This is a genomic window from Microlunatus sp. GCM10028923, assembly GCF_042666975.1.
Taxonomy (GTDB): domain Bacteria; phylum Actinomycetota; class Actinomycetes; order Propionibacteriales; family Propionibacteriaceae; genus Microlunatus.
This window is the reverse complement of record NZ_JBHTFF010000001.1, coordinates 408,747-425,907: the sequence shown is the minus strand read 5'-3', so window position 1 is coordinate 425,907 and position 17,161 is coordinate 408,747. Positions and strand designations below refer to the sequence as shown.

The 17,161-nt window shown below is 68.1% G+C and carries 13 protein-coding genes and 1 rRNA gene; all 14 read right to left on the bottom strand.

Annotation, left to right across the window (positions count from 1 at the left end; all coding sequences use genetic code 11):
* Nucleotides 1-178: 178 nt before the first annotated feature.
* Nucleotides 179-1,697, bottom strand: a 16S ribosomal RNA gene (locus tag ACFQU4_RS01890).
* A gap of 896 nt (nt 1,698-2,593) precedes the next feature.
* The gene (tyrS, locus tag ACFQU4_RS01885; RefSeq protein WP_377486119.1) at nt 2,594-3,862 is read right to left on the bottom strand and encodes a tyrosine--tRNA ligase; all 1,269 of its coding nucleotides are present in this window, start codon (nt 3,860-3,862) and stop codon (nt 2,594-2,596) included.
* A gap of 10 nt (nt 3,863-3,872) precedes the next feature.
* The gene (sthA, locus tag ACFQU4_RS01880; protein ID WP_377486116.1) at nt 3,873-5,303 is read right to left on the bottom strand and encodes a Si-specific NAD(P)(+) transhydrogenase; all 1,431 of its coding nucleotides are present in this window, start codon (nt 5,301-5,303) and stop codon (nt 3,873-3,875) included.
* 45 nt (nt 5,304-5,348) lie between these two features.
* Nucleotides 5,349-6,194, bottom strand: coding sequence for a hypothetical protein (locus tag ACFQU4_RS01875; RefSeq protein WP_377486113.1), 846 nt, complete (start codon nt 6,192-6,194; stop codon nt 5,349-5,351).
* Between the two features lie 74 nt (nt 6,195-6,268).
* Nucleotides 6,269-7,255, bottom strand: a complete 987-nt coding sequence (locus ACFQU4_RS01870; protein ID WP_377486110.1) for an acetamidase/formamidase family protein — start codon at nt 7,253-7,255, stop codon at nt 6,269-6,271.
* A 32-nt stretch (nt 7,256-7,287) separates the two neighbouring features.
* Complete coding sequence (argH, locus tag ACFQU4_RS01865; protein WP_377486107.1) at nt 7,288-8,694, bottom strand: argininosuccinate lyase; 1,407 nt, start codon at nt 8,692-8,694, stop codon at nt 7,288-7,290.
* A complete protein-coding gene (gene argG / locus ACFQU4_RS01860) occupies nt 8,694-10,127 on the bottom strand; it encodes an argininosuccinate synthase (protein ID WP_377486105.1) in 1,434 nt (477 codons plus the stop codon). Before argG ends, argH begins: the two co-directional genes overlap by 1 nt.
* Nucleotides 10,124-10,687, bottom strand: a complete 564-nt coding sequence (locus tag ACFQU4_RS01855) for an arginine repressor (protein WP_377486103.1) — start codon at nt 10,685-10,687, stop codon at nt 10,124-10,126. Before ACFQU4_RS01855 ends, argG begins: the two co-directional genes overlap by 4 nt.
* Nucleotides 10,684-11,619 carry an ornithine carbamoyltransferase gene (gene argF / locus ACFQU4_RS01850; protein WP_377486101.1) on the bottom strand — a complete coding sequence of 312 codons (936 nt, stop codon included), beginning with the start codon at nt 11,617-11,619 and terminating at the stop codon, nt 10,684-10,686. Before argF ends, ACFQU4_RS01855 begins: the two co-directional genes overlap by 4 nt.
* A complete protein-coding gene (locus ACFQU4_RS01845; protein ID WP_377486098.1) occupies nt 11,616-12,842 on the bottom strand; it encodes an acetylornithine transaminase in 1,227 nt (408 codons plus the stop codon). The genes argF and ACFQU4_RS01845 overlap by 4 nt, the downstream gene beginning before the upstream one ends.
* The gene (argB, locus tag ACFQU4_RS01840) at nt 12,839-13,834 is read right to left on the bottom strand and encodes an acetylglutamate kinase (RefSeq protein WP_377486096.1); all 996 of its coding nucleotides are present in this window, start codon (nt 13,832-13,834) and stop codon (nt 12,839-12,841) included. The genes ACFQU4_RS01845 and argB overlap by 4 nt, the downstream gene beginning before the upstream one ends.
* A gap of 64 nt (nt 13,835-13,898) precedes the next feature.
* On the bottom strand, nt 13,899-15,050 hold the full coding sequence (gene argJ, locus ACFQU4_RS01835; RefSeq protein WP_377486094.1) for a bifunctional glutamate N-acetyltransferase/amino-acid acetyltransferase ArgJ: 1,152 nt from the start codon (nt 15,048-15,050) through the stop codon (nt 13,899-13,901).
* Nucleotides 15,047-16,081: an N-acetyl-gamma-glutamyl-phosphate reductase gene (argC, locus tag ACFQU4_RS01830; RefSeq protein ID WP_377486092.1), complete on the bottom strand. Its 1,035-nt coding sequence runs from the start codon at nt 16,079-16,081 to the stop codon at nt 15,047-15,049. The genes argJ and argC overlap by 4 nt, the downstream gene beginning before the upstream one ends.
* A gap of 69 nt (nt 16,082-16,150) precedes the next feature.
* Nucleotides 16,151-17,083, bottom strand: coding sequence for a type IV toxin-antitoxin system AbiEi family antitoxin domain-containing protein (locus ACFQU4_RS01825; RefSeq protein ID WP_377486090.1), 933 nt, complete (start codon nt 17,081-17,083; stop codon nt 16,151-16,153).
* Nucleotides 17,084-17,161: the final 78 nt, after the last annotated feature.

Here is a 17,161-nt window from a genome sequence, read left to right as displayed (position 1 = left end):
TCAGGCCGTACCCTTCGAGCGTCGAGGTTCCACTCCCATTTGCATGGGTTGTACTGACGTTGCTCGCCGGCTACGGCTTAATGGTCAATGTTCCACATTCCGGTGCCTACCTGGCTGAACACGATCGGTTCAGATCCAGGTGCATGGACGGATCAAGATCCGCCACATGGCTCCTTAGAAAGGAGGTGATCCAGCCGCACCTTCCGGTACGGCTACCTTGTTACGACTTAGTCCTAATCGCCGGTCCCACCTTCGACGGCTCCCTCCACAAGGGTTGGGCCACCGGCTTCGGGTGTTACCGACTTTCATGACTTGACGGGCGGTGTGTACAAGGCCCGGGAACGTATTCACCGCAGCATTGCTGATCTGCGATTACTAGCGACTCCGACTTCATGGGGTCGAGTTGCAGACCCCAATCCGAACTGAGACTGGCTTTTTGAGATTCGCTTAACCTTGCGGTCTCGCAGCTCTTTGTACCAGCCATTGTAGCATGCGTGAAGCCCTGGACATAAGGGGCATGATGACTTGACGTCATCCCCACCTTCCTCCGAGTTGACCCCGGCAGTCTCCTATGAGTCCCCGGCATTATCCGCTGGCAACATAGGACGAGGGTTGCGCTCGTTGCGGGACTTAACCCAACATCTCACGACACGAGCTGACGACAGCCATGCACCACCTGTATACCGACCTTGCGGGGGCTACATCTCTGCAGCTTTCCGGTATATGTCAAACCCAGGTAAGGTTCTTCGCGTTGCATCGAATTAATCCGCATGCTCCGCCGCTTGTGCGGGCCCCCGTCAATTCCTTTGAGTTTTAGCCTTGCGGCCGTACTCCCCAGGCGGGGCACTTAATGCGTTAGCTACGGCACGGAACTCGTGGAATGAGTCCCACACCTAGTGCCCACCGTTTACGGCGTGGACTACCAGGGTATCTAAGCCTGTTTGCTCCCCACGCTTTCGCTTCTCAGCGTCAGGAAATGCCCAGAGAACCGCCTTCGCCACTGGTGTTCCACCTGATATCTGCGCATTCCACCGCTCCACCAGGTATTCCATTCTCCCCTGCATTCCTCTAGTCCGCCCGTATCGGAAGCAGGCTCAGGGTTAAGCCCTGAGTTTTCACTTCCGACGCGGCAGACCGCCTACAAGCCCTTTACGCCCAATAATTCCGGACAACGCTCGGACCCTACGTATCACCGCGGCTGCTGGCACGTAGTTGGCCGGTCCTTCTTCTGCACCTACCGTCACTTTCGCTTCGTCGGTACTGAAAGCGGTTTACAACCCGAAGGCCGTCATCCCGCACGCGGCGTTGCTGCATCAGGCTTTCGCCCATTGTGCAATATTCCCCACTGCTGCCTCCCGTAGGAGTCTGGGCCGTATCTCAGTCCCAGTGTGGCCGGTCGCCCTCTCAGGCCGGCTACCCGTCGAAGCCTTGGTGAGCCGTTACCTCACCAACTAGCTGATAGGCCGCGAGTCCATCCTTGACCGCCGGAGCTTTGCACCCTCGCAGATGTCCGCAAGGGTGGTCATTCGGTATTAGACCCGATTTCTCGGGCTTATTCCGAAGTCAAGGGCAGGTTACTCACGTGTTACTCACCCGTTCGCCACTCGTGTACCCCCGAAGGGGCCTTACCGTTCGACTTGCATGTGTTAAGCACGCCGCCAGCGTTCGTCCTGAGCCAGGATCAAACTCTCCGTTGAAATCTAGCGGTTGCGGGTTAATAGCCCGTTTCCGTTCAACATAATGTTCAATCGCCGACAAGACCCATTGCTGGGTTCATCATCAATCAAAGGAATTCCGAACTCCTGGATCGTTGAGACCTAAGGTCTCTCAGATGCCATGAGCACGGGGTTTTTGTGCATATTTGGCATTGACTTTTAGCACGCTGTTGAGTTCTCAAGTTTCGGGCGCACACCGCTCGGTCACTTGCGTTTCCGTTTGGGGCAACTCGACTTACTTTAGTGAGGTTCGGTATCCGGTGTCAAATCCGTGTTTCCGAGTTTCACTTCAGTTGTTTTGGCTTTCTCAGTCGCTATTCTTTGCTTCTGAGGCAGCCTGCGTAACTCTAGAGATTCTCAGTTCGCGATGTCAAATCGGCGTTTGAGCTTCACTTCGAGTTTGAATTGCCTCGATTCTTTCCTTGAGGCAACCTGACCAACCTTAGTGATCTTCGGTTTCGGGTGTCAAATCCGGTCCCGATCCCCCACTGTTGATTTGTATGTACCCACGCTGCTGCTCCCGAAACCTTGTCGCCCTGAAGAAGAGCGCAATGATCCGGGTCGATCATCGTGGGTGGTGTGCCCCCAACTGGAGGCTTGGGCTACATTACTCGCCCGACTCCGGAGAGTCAAGCAGGTGTTGCATCCCTTCTCCTTCGAGGCTCCCGAGCCGGTCTTCGCGGTGGGCCCCTTCAAGGGCGCACACCAACCGGATCTTCATCTCGGAGGAGTTCGGCCGGTGGCTCGCTTCGGTTTCCCTCTGCGTTCCGCCCCCCGGCTCGACATGTAGAACAGTACGAGGCTGTGTCGGACAGGGTCAAATCGAGCCGGCGTGGCAGTCCTCACAGCGTGACACGCCAGCGCGAAGTGGCCTGAGATCAGCGTCGGATGGTAACGGCGCCGACCGTCTTCCGGCCGCGGCGAGCGATCACGTACCGACCGTGCAGCAGGGCGGCGTCCGTCACCTTCGCGTCCGGGTCGGTGACCTTCTCGTTGTTCAGGTAGGCGCCGCCCTCGGCGATGGTGCGCCGGGCGGCCGACTTGCTCGCCACCACCCCGCTGGCCTCGAGCACCTCGACCACTCCGGGCAGGCCTCCGTCCGTCGCGGTCACCTCTCCCCCGCCGACCTCGGCGACCACGCCGGTCAGCGTCTCCTCGTCCAGGTCGGCGAGATCCGCCCGGCCGAACAACGCCGCCGCGGCGGCTTCGGCTCCCTCCCGAGCTTTGCGGGAATGGACGAAGTCGGTGACGTCGTCGGCCAGGGCGCGCTGGGCCCGTCGCTCGTGCGGGCGTTCCTCGGTCGCCTTCGCCAGCTCGTCGATCTCCGCCTCGGATCGCGGTGAGAACACCTTGAGGTACTCGATCACCTTGGCGTCCTCGGCATTCAGGAAGAACTGGTGGAACGCGTACGGGCTGGTCATCTCCGGGTCGAGCCAGACCGTCCCCGACTCGGTCTTGCCGAACTTCGTGCCGTCCGCCTTGGTCAGCAGCGGAGTCGCGAGGGCGTGCACCCGGTCCCCCGTCGACCGGCGGATCAGCTCCACGCCGGCGGTGATGTTGCCCCACTGGTCCGAGCCGCCGAACTGCAGCGTGCAGCCGTGCCGGCGGAACAGTTCGAGGTAGTCGAACGACTGCAGCAGGACGTAGGAGAACTCCGTATACGAGATCCCGGCCTCCAACCGGTTCCGTACGACATCCCTGGCCAGCATGCGGTTCACCGGGAAGTGTTTGCCGATGTCGCGGAGGAAGTCGAGCACCGGCACCGTGCCGGTCCAGTCCAGGTTGTTCACCACGGTGGCCGCGGCGGGACCTTCGAAGTCGACGTACCTGGACACCTGACTGCGGATCTTCTCCACCCAACCGGCGACGACGTCCTTGGAGTTCAGCGTCCGCTCGCCGGAGTCCTTCGGATCACCGATCAGGCCGGTCGAACCGCCGACCAGGATCAGGGGGCGGTGGCCGGCCCGTTGCAGGTGGCCGGCGACGATCAGCTGGACCAGGTTGCCGAAGTGGAGGCTCGGCGCGGTCGGGTCGAACCCGACATAGAAGGTGACGGGCCCGGCGGCGAGATGCTCGCGTAATGCGTCGCGATCGGTCGATTCGGCCACCAGGCCGCGCCAGCTGAGCTCATCGAGGATGTCAGTCACCCCGGTAAAGCTAGTCCACACCGATGACGCTCGTGAGGCGGTCCACGGCCCGCATCTTGTTCGTCGCATCGAGGGCGGCGACCTTGTACGCCTCGGACAGCGTCGGGTAGTTCAACACCGTGTCCACCAGGTAGTCGATGGTCCCGCCGCAGCCCATGATCGCCTGCCCGATGTGCACCAGTTCGGTGGCCGAGGTGCCGAAGACGTGGACGCCGAGGATGTGCCGGGTCTCGCTGTGCACGATCAGCTTGAGCATCCCGTACGGGTCGCCGACGATCTGTCCCCGGGCCAGTTCCCGGTAGCGGGAGATGCCGACCTCGAACGGCACCGCCTCCGAGGTCAGGTCCTCCTCGGTCCGGCCGCAATAAGACAGCTCCGGGATCGTGTAGATGCCGATCGGCTGCAGGTCCCGCAGCTCGTGCGCCGGCTCGTCGAACGCGTGCGACGCGGCCAGCCGGCCCTGGTCCATCGAGGTCGCGGCCAGCGCCGGGAAGCCGATCACGTCGCCGACCGCGTACACGTGGCCGACCGGCGTCCGGTAGTTCTCGTCGACCACGAGCCGGCCACGATCGTCGGCCGTCAGCCCGGCCTTCGGCAGGTCGAGCCGGGCGGTGGCGCCCTGCCGGCCGGCCGAGTACATGACCACCTCGGCGGCGATCCGCTTGCCGGAGGCGAGGGTGGTGATCGTGCCGTGGCCGGAGCTGGTCACCGACGCCACCTCCTCGCCGAACCGGAACGACATGCCCTGGTCGCGGAGGTGGAACTTGAGCGACTCGATCAGCTCCGGGTCGCAGAACTCGAGCATCCGCGGGCGCTTCTCGACCAGGGTCACGCGGGTGCCGAGGGCGGCGAAGATCGACGCGTACTCGACGCCGATCACGCCGGCGCCGACCACGACGAGGGAGTCCGGCACGTGGTCCAGGGTGAGGATCTGGTCGGAGTCGAGGATGCGGGTGCCGTCGAAATCGATGTGTGGCGGGCGGGCCGGCGTGGTGCCGGTCGCGATCACGATCTTCTCCGCCGTCACCGTACGGTGCTGGGTTCCGCCGTCGACCTCGATCGACAGGGTGTGCGGGTCGGTGAACGCCGCCATGCCGCCGATCAGCTCGATGTGGTTGCGCAGCAGCTGGGCCCGGACCACCTCGGTCTCCCGGCCGATCACGTGCTGCAACCGGGCCAGCAGGTCACCGATCGTGATGTCGCTCTTGACCCGGTAGCTCGCCCCGTACAGGTCGCGCATCTGCATGCCGGTCAGGTAGACGACGGCCTCGCGCAGGGTCTTGGAGGGGATGGTGCCGGTGTTGACGCAGACTCCGCCGACCATGTGCAGGCGGTCGATCACACAGACCCGCCGACCCAGTTTCGCGGCCATGATGGCCGCCTTCTGACCGCCCGGCCCCGAGCCGATCACGGCGAGATCGAAGTCATGGCTGCGGTCCATGACCTCAGCGTGTCATGCGGATGTGACATCCGTAAGTCCCGCCGATTACGCGCAGCCCAGTAACTTCACCGTCCTCGGCCACAGTGCGACGTGCTCCGGGTTCCCGACGTACGCGCGCATCCCGTCCGGTGAGAACCACAGCCGGTCGTCGCCGAGGTGATAGCCGGAGTCGACCGCATCGCCGGGGAGTGGCAGGTCCGGCTGATAGGGCTCGGCGGAGTATTCGGCCAGCTCCGGGATCGGGTCGGAGGCATACGCCAGGTCCCCGCCGCGGTGCAGGAAGGTCATCCGCTCCCAGCCACAGTGGTCCGGTCCCCGGACGGAGTAGAGCTCCGTGGTCAGCACCCGCCCGCCCTTCGCGTCGGTCCAGATCTGCATGCCGGTCGGCCCGGTGACCGAGTCCGGGAAGTCCGCCGGGTCGCAGCGGGCCCAGGATTCGACGTACCAGCCGGTCTTGCCGTCGACGGAGTCGCCGTGGTGCGCCACCAGGGCGTGCCTGGCGACGCCCTCGGGCTCGTAGCGGTACAGGACCCGGTCGCCGGACTCGGCCGCCTTCCGGTACTCCCGGAGCGCACCCTTGAAGGCTCCGCTGCGCAGCGCGTCGCGGAGCGCGTCTTCGGCGGACGGGAAGACCTTGCCGGGGTGCGCGGGAGCGGACCTGTTGCCGCCGACCGGCTCGCCGCGGCACTGCACCGCCAGCCCCGCACCGCCGCCGCGGTCCGGGACGTCCGGGGCCGGCGGGGCGGTCGGCTCGACCCGGAGCGGTCCGTCGTACGGCGTCGCGGCCGGGGCCGGGGACACCCGGTCACGAGCGGCGCAACCGCCTCCGGCCACCAGGGACAGCAGCAGCGTCGTACCGCAGATGATCATGAAACCCCGGCTCCTGATCATGCCGCCACCTCCGTCGGTTCCAGTGAACACCGGATCCGGCACGTGGGCGGCCGTCGATACCGGACTGCAACCCGTCAGGAGGTCCGCAGATGCCGATGCATGCCGTCGTACGGGTTCGCGGCCGGCAACAGGGACTTGGCCAGCTTCACGACCGAGCTGTAGTTCGCGTCGACCACATTGGCGAGCGGGGCCTTCGCCAGCTGCGACACCACCTGGTAGCCGTCCATCCGGTCCAGCCCGTACAGCTCGCCGAGCCAGGTGATCATCTCGACCTGGGCGATCCGCCAGGCGTCCTCGAGCGGCCGGCTGGAGCCGACCACGATCAGCCAGTCGTCCTGCTCGATCCGTGGCCAGAGCGGTGCGCCGCCCTTGATCAACTCGACGATCAGGGTCACGTTCATGGCGCCCTCGACCGCGGTGCCGCAGGCCTCACCCTCGCCCTGCCGGTAGTGCCCGTCACCGACCGAGAACAGGGCGCCCGGGACGTTCACGCCGAGGTAGCAGGTGGCGCCGGCCTTCATCTCGGTCGTGTCCATGTTGCCGCCGAAGCGCTCCGGGACGAGCGAGGTCCGGACCTCGCGGGCCGGTGGCGCGACGCCGACCGTGCCGAGCATCGGTTCGGCCGGCCAGTCGACGCGGAAGTCGCTGCGGGCCGCCTCGAACGTCACCGTCTGCCGCGCGCTGTCGTACTGATAGATCCAGGTGATCTCCGGCAGCGCGTCCTGCAGCAGCGCCGTCCGGTCCGTGCCGGTCAGCCCGCCGAAGAACGGGATCGTCGTCGAGACACCCCAGTCGCGGGCCGGCTGCAGGTCGACGAAGTGCAGCGCCAGCGTGTCGCCGGGCTCCGCGCCCTCGACGTAGAACGGCCCGGTCTGCGGGTTGACCTGGTTGATGTCGATGCATTGGCTGGGCAGGTCGGCCGGCGAGCGGAGCCGGCCGGCGTACGCGTCCTCGCACCAGAGCCGCATCGTGGTGCCCGGCCTGACCTTCATGATCGGCTCGACACCGCCGAACGTCCAAGCGAACTGGTCAGCGGTCGGCGTGAACTCGACGGTGTCCATGCGCGCAAGGTCTCACCGCGCGACCGGACCCGTCAACCGATCTCGGTGAGCTGGTCGAGCAGTTCGGCCAGTTGGCGTTGCACCTGCTCGGGTGCGGTGCCGCCGCGGCCGTTCCGGCTGTTCACCGAGCCCTCGACGGTCAGCACCTCCAGCACCGCCGGGGTCAGCCGGGGCGAGATCTCGGCCAGCTGGTCCGGGGTCAGGTCGGACAGTTCGATGCCGCGCTGCTCGCAGTACCGTACGGCCGTGCCGGAGATCTCGTGCGCCTCGGCGAACGGCACCCGCTGCCGGACCAGCCAGTCGGCCACGTCGGTCGCCAGCGAGAAGCCCTTCGGCGCCAGCCCGGCCATCCGGTCGGTGTCGAACCGCAGCGTGCCGACCATCCCGGCCATCGCCGGGAGCAAGATCAACAACTGGTCGATCGAGTCGAAGATCGGCTCCTTGTCCTCCTGCAGGTCCCGGTTGTACGCCAGCGGCAGGCCCTTCAGCGTGGCCAGCAGCCCGGACAGGTTGCCGATCAGCCGGCCGGACTTGCCCCGGGCCAGCTCCGCGACATCCGGGTTCTTCTTCTGCGGCATGATCGACGAGCCGGTGGACCAGGCGTCGTCGAGGACCGCGAACCCGAACTCGTGGGTGCACCAGATGATCACGTCCTCGCTCAGCCGGGACAGGTCGACCCCGACCTGGGCGCAGACGAAGGCCGCCTCGGCGGCAAGATCACGCGCGGCGGTGCCGTCGATCGAGTTCGGCACCGACGATCCGAAGCCGAGGTCGTGGGCCACCGACTCCGGATCGAGGCCGAGCGAGGTGCCGGCCAGGGCCGCCGAACCGTACGGGCTGACGTCCAGCCGCCGGTCCAGGTCGCGGATCCGTTCGGCGTCGCGGAGCAGCGGCCAGGCATGGGCGAGCAGGTGGTGCGACAGCAGCACCGGCTGGGCCGACTGCAGGTGGGTCCGGCCGGGCATGATCGCGCCCAGGTTGGTCCGGGCCTGCTCGTGCAGCGCCTCGACCACCTGCCGGATCCCGGCCGCGACCTCGCGCATCGCGTCACGCAGATAGAGCCGGAGCAGCGTCGCGATCTGATCGTTCCGGGACCGGCCGGCCCGGAGCCGGCCGCCCAGCTCGGGTCCGGCGAGTTCGATCAGGCCGCGCTCGAGGGCGCCGTGCACGTCCTCGTCGGTCGGCGCCGGCGTGAAGTCGCCGGATGCCACCTGCTGGTCGAGCCGGTTCAGGGCGTCGACCAGGCCGGCGTGCTCGTCGTCGGTCAGCAGCCCGGCCGCCCGCAGCGCCGAGGCGTGCGCGCGCGACCCGGCGAGGTCGTACCTGGCCAGCCGCCAGTCGAACTGGGTCGACTGGCTCAGCGCGAACATGGCCTCCGCGGCGCCGCCGGCGAACCGGCCGCCCCACAGCTGGCCCGAGGGCGTCGAGGATTCCGCCATCAGTCCGTACCTGCTTCGATGGCGGCCTCGTCCAGGGCGTCGCCGAGGTCGCGACCAGGCGACTCCTCGGCGGTGGCGATCCGGTCGAAGCCACCCTCCGGCAGTTCGCCGAACAGGGTGCCGTGCTCGACCAACACGGTCCCCTGCTCCAGCGGCTGACCGGCGTACGCCTCCAGCTTGGCCCGGGAGTCGGCGATGTCGAGGTTGCGCATGGTGAGCTGGCCGATCCGGTCGGTCGGTCCGAAGGCGGCGTTCTCGACCCGCTCCATCGACAGCCGTTCCGGGTGGTACGAGAAGCCGGGGCCGTCGGTGTCGAGGACCGTGTAGTCGTCGCCGCGCCGCAGCCGCAGCGTGACGGTGCCGGTCACCAGCGAGGCGATCCAGCGCTGGATCGACTCCCGGATCATCAGCGACTGCGGGTCCAGCCAGCGGCCCTCGTAGAGCAGCCGGCCCAGCTTGCGGCCCTCGTTGTGATAGCTGGCGACGGTGTCCTCGTTGTGGATCGCGTTGACCAGCCGCTCGTAGGCGATGAAGAGGAGGGCCATCCCGGGCGCCTCGTAGATGCCGCGCGACTTGGCCTCGATGATCCGGTTCTCGATCTGGTCGGACATGCCGAGCCCGTGCCGGCCGCCGATCGTGTTGGCCTGCTGGACCAGGGCGACCGGATCCTTGAAGCGCTCACCGTTGATCGCTACCGGGTAGCCGGCCTCGAACGTGATCGCGACGTCCTCGGACTCGATCGTGACCGCCGGGTCCCAGAACTTCACGCCCATGATCGGGTCGATCGTCTCCAGCGACACGTCGAGGTGTTCCAGCGTCTTGGCCTCGTGGGTCGCGCCCCAGATGTTGGCGTCGGTCGAGTACGCCTTCTCGGCCGCGTCCCGGTACGGCAGCCCGTGCGCGGTCAGCCACCGGCTCATCTCCTGCCGCCCGCCCAGCTCGTGCACGAACTCCGCGTCCAGCCACGGCTTGTAGATCCGCAGCTCGGGGTTGGCCAGCAGCCCGTACCGGTAGAACCGCTCGATGTCGTTGCCCTTGAACGTCGAGCCGTCGCCCCAGATGTTCACGTCGTCGGACTGCATGGTCCGGACCAGCAGCGTTCCGGTGACCGCGCGGCCCAGCGGCGTGGTGTTGAAGTACGTCCGGCCGCCGGTGCGGATGTGGAACGCGCCGCAGGCCAGTGCCGCCAGCCCCTCCTGGACCAGCTGCGGCTTGATGTCGACCACGCGGGCGATCTCGGCGCCGTACTGCTTCGCGCGGCCGGGCACACCGGAGATGTCCTGCTCGTCGTACTGACCGAGGTCGGCGGTGTAGGTGCACGGGATCCCGCCCTTGTCGCGCATCCAGGCGACCGCCACCGACGTGTCGAGGCCGCCGGAGAAGGCGATGCCGATGCGCTCGCCCTTCGGGAGGGAGGTCAGGACCTTGCTCACGGGATGGTTGCTCCTTCGTCAGAGTTCGCGCGGCCGGCCGCGGTGGTGTCGGGACCGGCCGGTTTGCCGGTGCGGGCCATGATCAGAAACTGTTCGGCGATCAGCGCCCCGCCGTTCGGGTCGCGGGTGATCATCAGCACCGTGTCGTCCCCCGCGATGGTGCCGAGGATCGCTGCCCAGCCGACGCGATCGATCGCCGAGGCGAAATACTGCGCCGCACCGGGTGGCGTGCGCAACACGACCAGGTTGGCCGACGCCTCGGCCGAGGTCAGCACCTCGTTGCAGAGCCGGGCCAGCCGGACCGCGAAGGTCGCGTAGTCGGTCTGCGGGGTACGGTCGCCGCCGTCCGCGGGCACCGCGTAGACCAGGTGGCCGCCCTCGCCGCGGACCCGGAGCGCGCCGATCTCGACCAGGTCCTTGGACAGGGTGCCCTGGGTGACGCTCACCCCGGCGCCGGCGAGCAGCTCGGCGAGCTCGGTCTGCGACCGCACCGGATGCTGCCCGAGCAGCTCGATGATCTTGGCCTGCCGGGCTGCCTTGCTGGGAGGAGCGGTGATCATCTCGCAGCCAACACGTACGTGAGCAGCGCCTTCTGGGCGTGCCGCCGGTTCTCGGCCTGGTCCCAGACGACCGACTGCGGGCCGTCGATCACGTCGGCGTCGATCTCCTTGCCGCGGTACGCGGGCAGGCAGTGCAGCACGATCGCGTCCGGGGCCGCCTTGGCGAGCAGCGCACCGGTCAGCCGGTACGGGGCGAAGATCGCCGGCCGGTCGATGCCGTCGTTCTCCTGGCCCATCGACACCCAGGTGTCGGTGGCCAGCACGTCGGCGCCGGTCGCGGCCTCGGGGTCGTCGGTGATGATCACCTCGCCGCCGGTGGTCGCGGCGATCGCCTTGGCCCGCTCGACGATGTCGGTGCGCGGCTGGAAGCCGTCCGGTGAGGCGATCGTGATCTTCATGCCGGCCAGGGCGCCGCCGAGGACGTACGAGTGCGCCATGTTGTTGGCGCCGTCGCCCAGGTAGGTCAGGCTCCGGCCGGCCAGCGGGCCGCTGTGCTCGGCCACCGTCTGCAGGTCGGCCAGGATCTGGCACGGGTGGTAGTCGTCGGTCAGCGCGTTGACCACCGGGACGCCGGCGTACTCCGCCATCTGGGCCAGATCGTCCTGGGCGAAGGTCCGCCAGACGATCGCCGAGCACTGCCGGCCGAGCACCCGGGCCACGTCGGCCACCGACTCCCGGGTGCCGATCCCAGCCAGCCGGCCGTCGACGATCATCGGGTTCCCGCCGAGCTCGGCGATGCCCGCACTGAACGAGGACTGGGTCCGCAGCGTCGGCTTGTCGAACAGCACCGCGACGCTCTGCGGTCCGTCCAGCGGTCGCTCGGCGTACGGGTCGGCCTTGAGTTTCGCGGCCAGCTCCAGCACGGCGGCCTGATCGGACGGGGTCAGGTCGTCGTCGGCCAGGAAGTGCTTGATCTTGGGGGACGAAGTCATGCGGCAGCCTCCAGAATCGCCGGGAGCGCGGCGACGAACGTGTCCAGCTGGTCGGCCGTGATGATCAACGGCGGGGCGATCCGGAGCACGTCCGGCCGCGGCGCGTTGATCACGAAGCCGGCCTCGAGCGCCGCGTCGGCGACCTGCTGCGCGACGGGCTCGGCGAGCAGGATCGCCTGCAGCAGGCCGCGGCCGCGGGTGCCGGTGATCATCGGGTGGTCGAGCGCGGTGACCGCGGTCGCGAGGTGCTCGCCCATGGCGGTCGCGTTGGCCAGCAGGCCGTCCCGGTCGATCACGGCCATCACCGCGAGCCCGGCGATCGCCGCGACCGGGTTGCCGCCGAAGGTCGAGCCGTGACTGCCCGGGCCGAGCAGGGTCGCCGCGGTCCCGGTGGCCAGGCAGGCCCCGATCGGGAAGCCGTTGCCGAGCCCCTTGGCGACGGTGACGATGTCGGCCCGGACGCCCTGCTCGGTGTGCACCAGCCAGGAGCCGGTCCGGCCGATGCCGGTCTGCACCTCGTCGATCCAGAGCAGGCTGCCGTTCGCGTCGCAGAGCTCGCGGGCCTTGGTCAGATAGTCCGGCGGCGGCACCACCACGCCGTTCTCGCCCTGGATCGGTTCCAGGACGACCGCGGCCACGGTGTCGTCGATCGCGGCGGCGAGGGCCTCCGCGTCACCGTACGGGACGAAGATCACCTCGCCGGGCAGCGGCTCGAACGGCTCCCGGTACTTCGGGCTGTGGGTGATCGCCAGCGCGCCGGTGGACCGGCCGTGGAACGCGCCCTCGGTGGAGATGATCTTGGTCCGGCCGGTCCGCCGGGTGATCTTGAAGGCGGCCTCGTTCGCTTCCGTACCGGAATTGGTGAAGAAGACGCGGGTCTCGGCGTCGCCCGGGATCAGGCCGGTCAGGCGTTCGGCCAGGGCCACCTGGGCCGGGGTGGCGAAGAAGTTCGACACGTGGCCGAGCGTGGACAGCTGGCTGGTGATCGCGGCGAGCACTGTCGGGTGGGCGTGACCGAGCGCGTTGACGGCCAGGCCGGACAGCAGGTCGAGGTGTTTGCGACCCTCCACGTCCCAGACGTGGCAGCCCTCGCCGCGGACGAACACCCGCTTCGGCGTGCCGAACGTCGGCATCAGGGTCGCCGTGTAGCCGGCCAGCACGTCGGCACTGGTCCGGCCGTTCCCGTTGACCCGGGACAGGTCCCGGGCGTCGATGGTGCTCATGCTCCGTCCTTGCTGATCATGAATTCGCCGTTGTTGAGCTCGTGGTCCGGGATCGGTTGGCCGGCCGGGAAGACGCGGCTTCCCAATCGGACCAGGCCGTCCTGGATGACCATGGTGCCGAGGCCCTCGTTGGTGAAGATCTCCAGCAGTAGCGAGTGCGGCACCCGGCCGTCGGTGACCGTGGCGCGGGTCAGCCCGCCCTCGACGGCACGCAGGCAGGCCTCCATCTTCGGCACCATGCCGGATTCCAGCGTCGGCAACAACTCCCGCAGCTGGGAGGCGGAGATGTTCTTGACGATCTCGGTGCTGTGCGGCCAGTCCGCGTAGAGGCCCTCGACGTCGGTCAGCACGACCAGCCGGTCCGCCTGCAGGGCGACGGCCAGCGCCGCGGCCGCGGTGTCGGCGTTCACGTTGTGCACGACGCCGTTCACGTCCGGCGCGATGCTGGCCACGACCGGGATCCGGCCAGCGCCGATCAGGCCCTCGATCGCCTCCGTGTGGACGGCCGTGACATCGCCGACCAGTCCGAGATCGACTTCCTCGCCGTCGATCGTGAGCGACTTGCGTTCGGCGGTGAACAGGCCGCCGTCCTCGCCGGACATGCCGACCGCCAGCGTGCTCTGCTGGTTGATCAGGCCGACCAGGTCACGGCCGACCTGGCCGACCAGCACCATCCGGACGACCTCCATCACCTCCGGGCTGGTCACCCGGAGGCCGTTCTTGAACTCGCTGGCGATGCCGAGCCGCTTCAGCATCGTCGAGATCTGCGGGCCGCCGCCGTGCACCACGACCGGGTGCACGCCGCACCGCTTCATGAACACGATGTCGGACGCGAACGCGCGCTTCAGGTCCTCGTCGATCATGGCGTTGCCGCCGTACTTGATCACGACCGTCTTGCCGGCGTACGTCTCCAGCCAGGGCAACGCCTCGGTCAGGATCGACGCCTTCTCGATCAAGGTCAGCCGGTGCTCATCCGGTTGGGGTGAGGTCATTTCGGGGCCCCCGCGGAGTTGTTCGGGGGAGCGCAGCGGAGGAGAAGAACTCTGTGGGGTGGCTTCATGAGGAGTACTCCGCGTTTTCCTTGACGTAGTCGTAGGTGAGGTCGTTGGTGAGGATCGTCGCTGTCTCGGAGCCGGCATGCAGGTCGATCTCGACCCGGACCTTGCGGTCGGACAGGTCGACCAGCTCGCGGGGCTCACCGATGCCGCCGGCGCGGCAGACCTGGACGCCGTTGAACGAGACGTCCAGCTGGTCCGGTTCGAAGGTGGCCGCGGTGGTGCCGATCGCGGCGAGCACCCGGCCCCAGTTCGGGTCGGCGCCGAAGATCGCGCACTTGAACAGGTTGTTCCGGGCCACCGACCGGCCGACCTCGACCGCCTCGGCCTCGGTCGCCGCGCCGAAGACCACGATCTCGATCTCGTGCGAGGCGCCCTCCGCGTCGGCGATCAGCTGCTTGGCCAGGTCCGCGCAGACCGCGGTCAGCGCGGCCTGGAAGTCGGCCTGGTCCGGCGTGACGCCGGAGGCGCCGTTGGCCAGCACGATCACCGTGTCGTTGGTGGACATGCAGCCGTCGCTGTCGGCCCGGTCGAAGGTGACCCGGCACGCCTCGGCGAGTTGATCATGGAGCCGGTCGGCCGGGACACTCGCGTCGGTGGTGATCACCACCAGCATCGTGGCCAGGCCTGGGGCCAGCATGCCGGCACCCTTGGCCATCCCGCCGATGCTCCAGCCGTCGCCCTGGTGGACGGCCTGCTTGGACACCGTGTCGGTGGTCATGATTGCCTCGGCCGCGGCCGGTCCGCCCTGGTCAGAGGCGCCCTCGACCAGGGTGGGCAGCGCGTCGACGATCTTGGTGACGTCGAGCTGAACGCCGATCAGGCCGGTCGAGCAGACGGCGACGTCGATCGCGCCGATGCCGAGCGCCTCGGCGGTCTGCTCGGCGGTCCGGTGCGTGGTGCCGAAGCCCTCGGGTCCGGTGCAGGCGTTGGCCCCGCCGGAGTTCAAGATCACGGCCCGGAGCGCGCCGTCCTTGATCACCTGCTGGGACCAGACCACGGGGGCGGCCTTGACCCGGTTGCTGGTGAAGACGCCGGCGGCCGCGTACTGCGGGCCGTTGTTGATCACCAGCGCGAGGTCGGGCTTGCCGGAGGCCTTGAGCCCGGCCGCCGTGCCCGCGGCCGTGAAGCCCTTGGGTTGCGTGACGCTCACGGTGCGACTCCTACACTGCTGAGGCCGGTGGTCTCGGCGAGGCCGAGGGCGAGGTTCATCGACTGGACGGCGCCGCCGGCGGTGCCCTTGGTCAGGTTGTCGATCGCCGCGACCGCGACCAGCCGGCCGGCCGCCTGATCGACCGTCACCTGCACGTGCGCGGCGTTGCTGCCGAGCACGGCCTGGGTCTGCGGCCACTGCCCCTCGGGCAGCAGGTGCACGAACGGCTCGTCGGCGTAGGCCCCGGCATAGCTCGCGTACGCCTGCGCCGGGGTGGACGCCGGGTCAGAAAGCGGTGCGGTGCAGGTGGCCAGGATGCCGCGCGACATCGGGACCAGCACCGGGGTGAAGGACACCGTCGGGTCCGATGCGCCACAGGCGGTGAAGTTCTGCAGCAGCTCCGGCGTGTGCCGGTGCACACCGCCGACCCCGTACGCGCTCGCCGAGCCGATCAGCTCCGAGCCGAGCAGGTGCGGCTTCAGCGCCCGGCCGGCACCGGACGGGCCGCTGGCCGCGACGATCACCACATCCTGCGCGGTGATCAGGCCGGCCGTGATCGCCGGCAACAGGGCCAGCGTTCCGGTGGTCGGGTAGCAACCGGGCACCGCGATCCGCTTGGACCCGGCCAGCTTGTCCCGCTGCCCGGGCAGTTCGGGCAGTCCGTACGGCCAGCTGCCGGCGTGCTCGCTGCCGTAGAACCGGCGCCAGTCTTCCGGATCGGTGAGCCGGAAGTCTGCGCCGCAATCGATCACCAGGGTGTCGGGACCGAGCTGCTCCGCGATCGGTGCGGACGTCCCGTGCGGCAGCGCGAGGAAGACGACGTCGTGCCCGGCCAGCGTCTCGGCATCCGTGCTGCCGACCGTACGATCCGCGAGCGGCACCAGGTGAGGCTGGTGATCACCCAATCGTGACCCGGCGCTCCCGCCGGCCGTCACCGCTCCGATCTCGACCTGCGGGTGACCGAGCAGCAGCCGGAGCAACTCCCCGCCCGCGTACCCGGTGGCGCCCGCCACCGCTACCTTCACCGTCATAGGAATAATCATGCCATAGACGGAATATCCTTACCAACCGGTTTGTCCCGGTAGGCCCGGGCCTCGGGTTCAGGCCGCGGCGTGTAGGCGCTGGGCCGCCTGTTGATGGGTTTGCCGCAAGATGGTTCGGGCGTTCGGGGACGCGAGCGAGTCCCGGTCGAAGACGATGATCGTCCAGCCGTGCCGCCGCAACCAGTCCCGACGTCGCTCGTCGTACTTCCGCTGAGATGCCGTGAAGTGGTGATCTTGACCGTCGTACTCCGCGGCGTACTTCACGGTCGGGTCGGCCAGGTCGAGCCGGTAGACCGGAGCTCCGTTGTCGTACACGACGTATTGCGGCACCGGAGCCGGCAACTGCGCCTCGAGCCAGCGCAACCGGAGCACGGACTCCTGCGGTGATTCGGCGCGAGGATCGCAGAGCGGGATCAGGTCGCGCAGTTGAACGACGCCGCGATAGCCCTTGAACCTGGGCAGCGCGGCGCGCAGGTCAGCTCTGGTGAACCGCCCGACCCGCAGCAGGGCGTCCATCGAAGCGAGGGCCGGTCCGCGTTTCAGGAGCCGCCCGAGATCAAGGGCCGTGCGCAGCGGCGTGGTCACCCGGAGCCCGTTGATCATTTCGACGTCCCGCTTCGCGAGAGCACGAATGCCGCTGTTGGTGGAGCTGGACCGGACCCGGGTTCGGTCGGGCGGCAGGAACACCGAGACCCGGGGCAGGTAGTCGCCGGGCAGCTGAAGCTGAGCCCCGTGCAGCCAGGCCGCCGAGAGGTCGGTGATCACGCCGTCGGAGTGGACGACGAGGGCGATCGCCGCGGCGCGCAGGTCGGTGGTGTCGGCCGTCGACGCGTCGACGTAGACCGACCGGATGACCGGGCGGATCAGGCCCTGTTTGCGGAGCCGGGCGACGACGCTCCGACTCAGGCCGGCGGCCACGGCCTGCTGCAGAGTGAACGGACGGTTGGTCGGCAGGCGCGAGTCCGCGGTCGCCGGATCGAGAGTTGCCATGCCGAGATTCTCGAAGCTTCCGTACGCCCCGGCTCAGTTATCCACAGGCCCACTTTGACCGGATCCGCCGACTGGGCA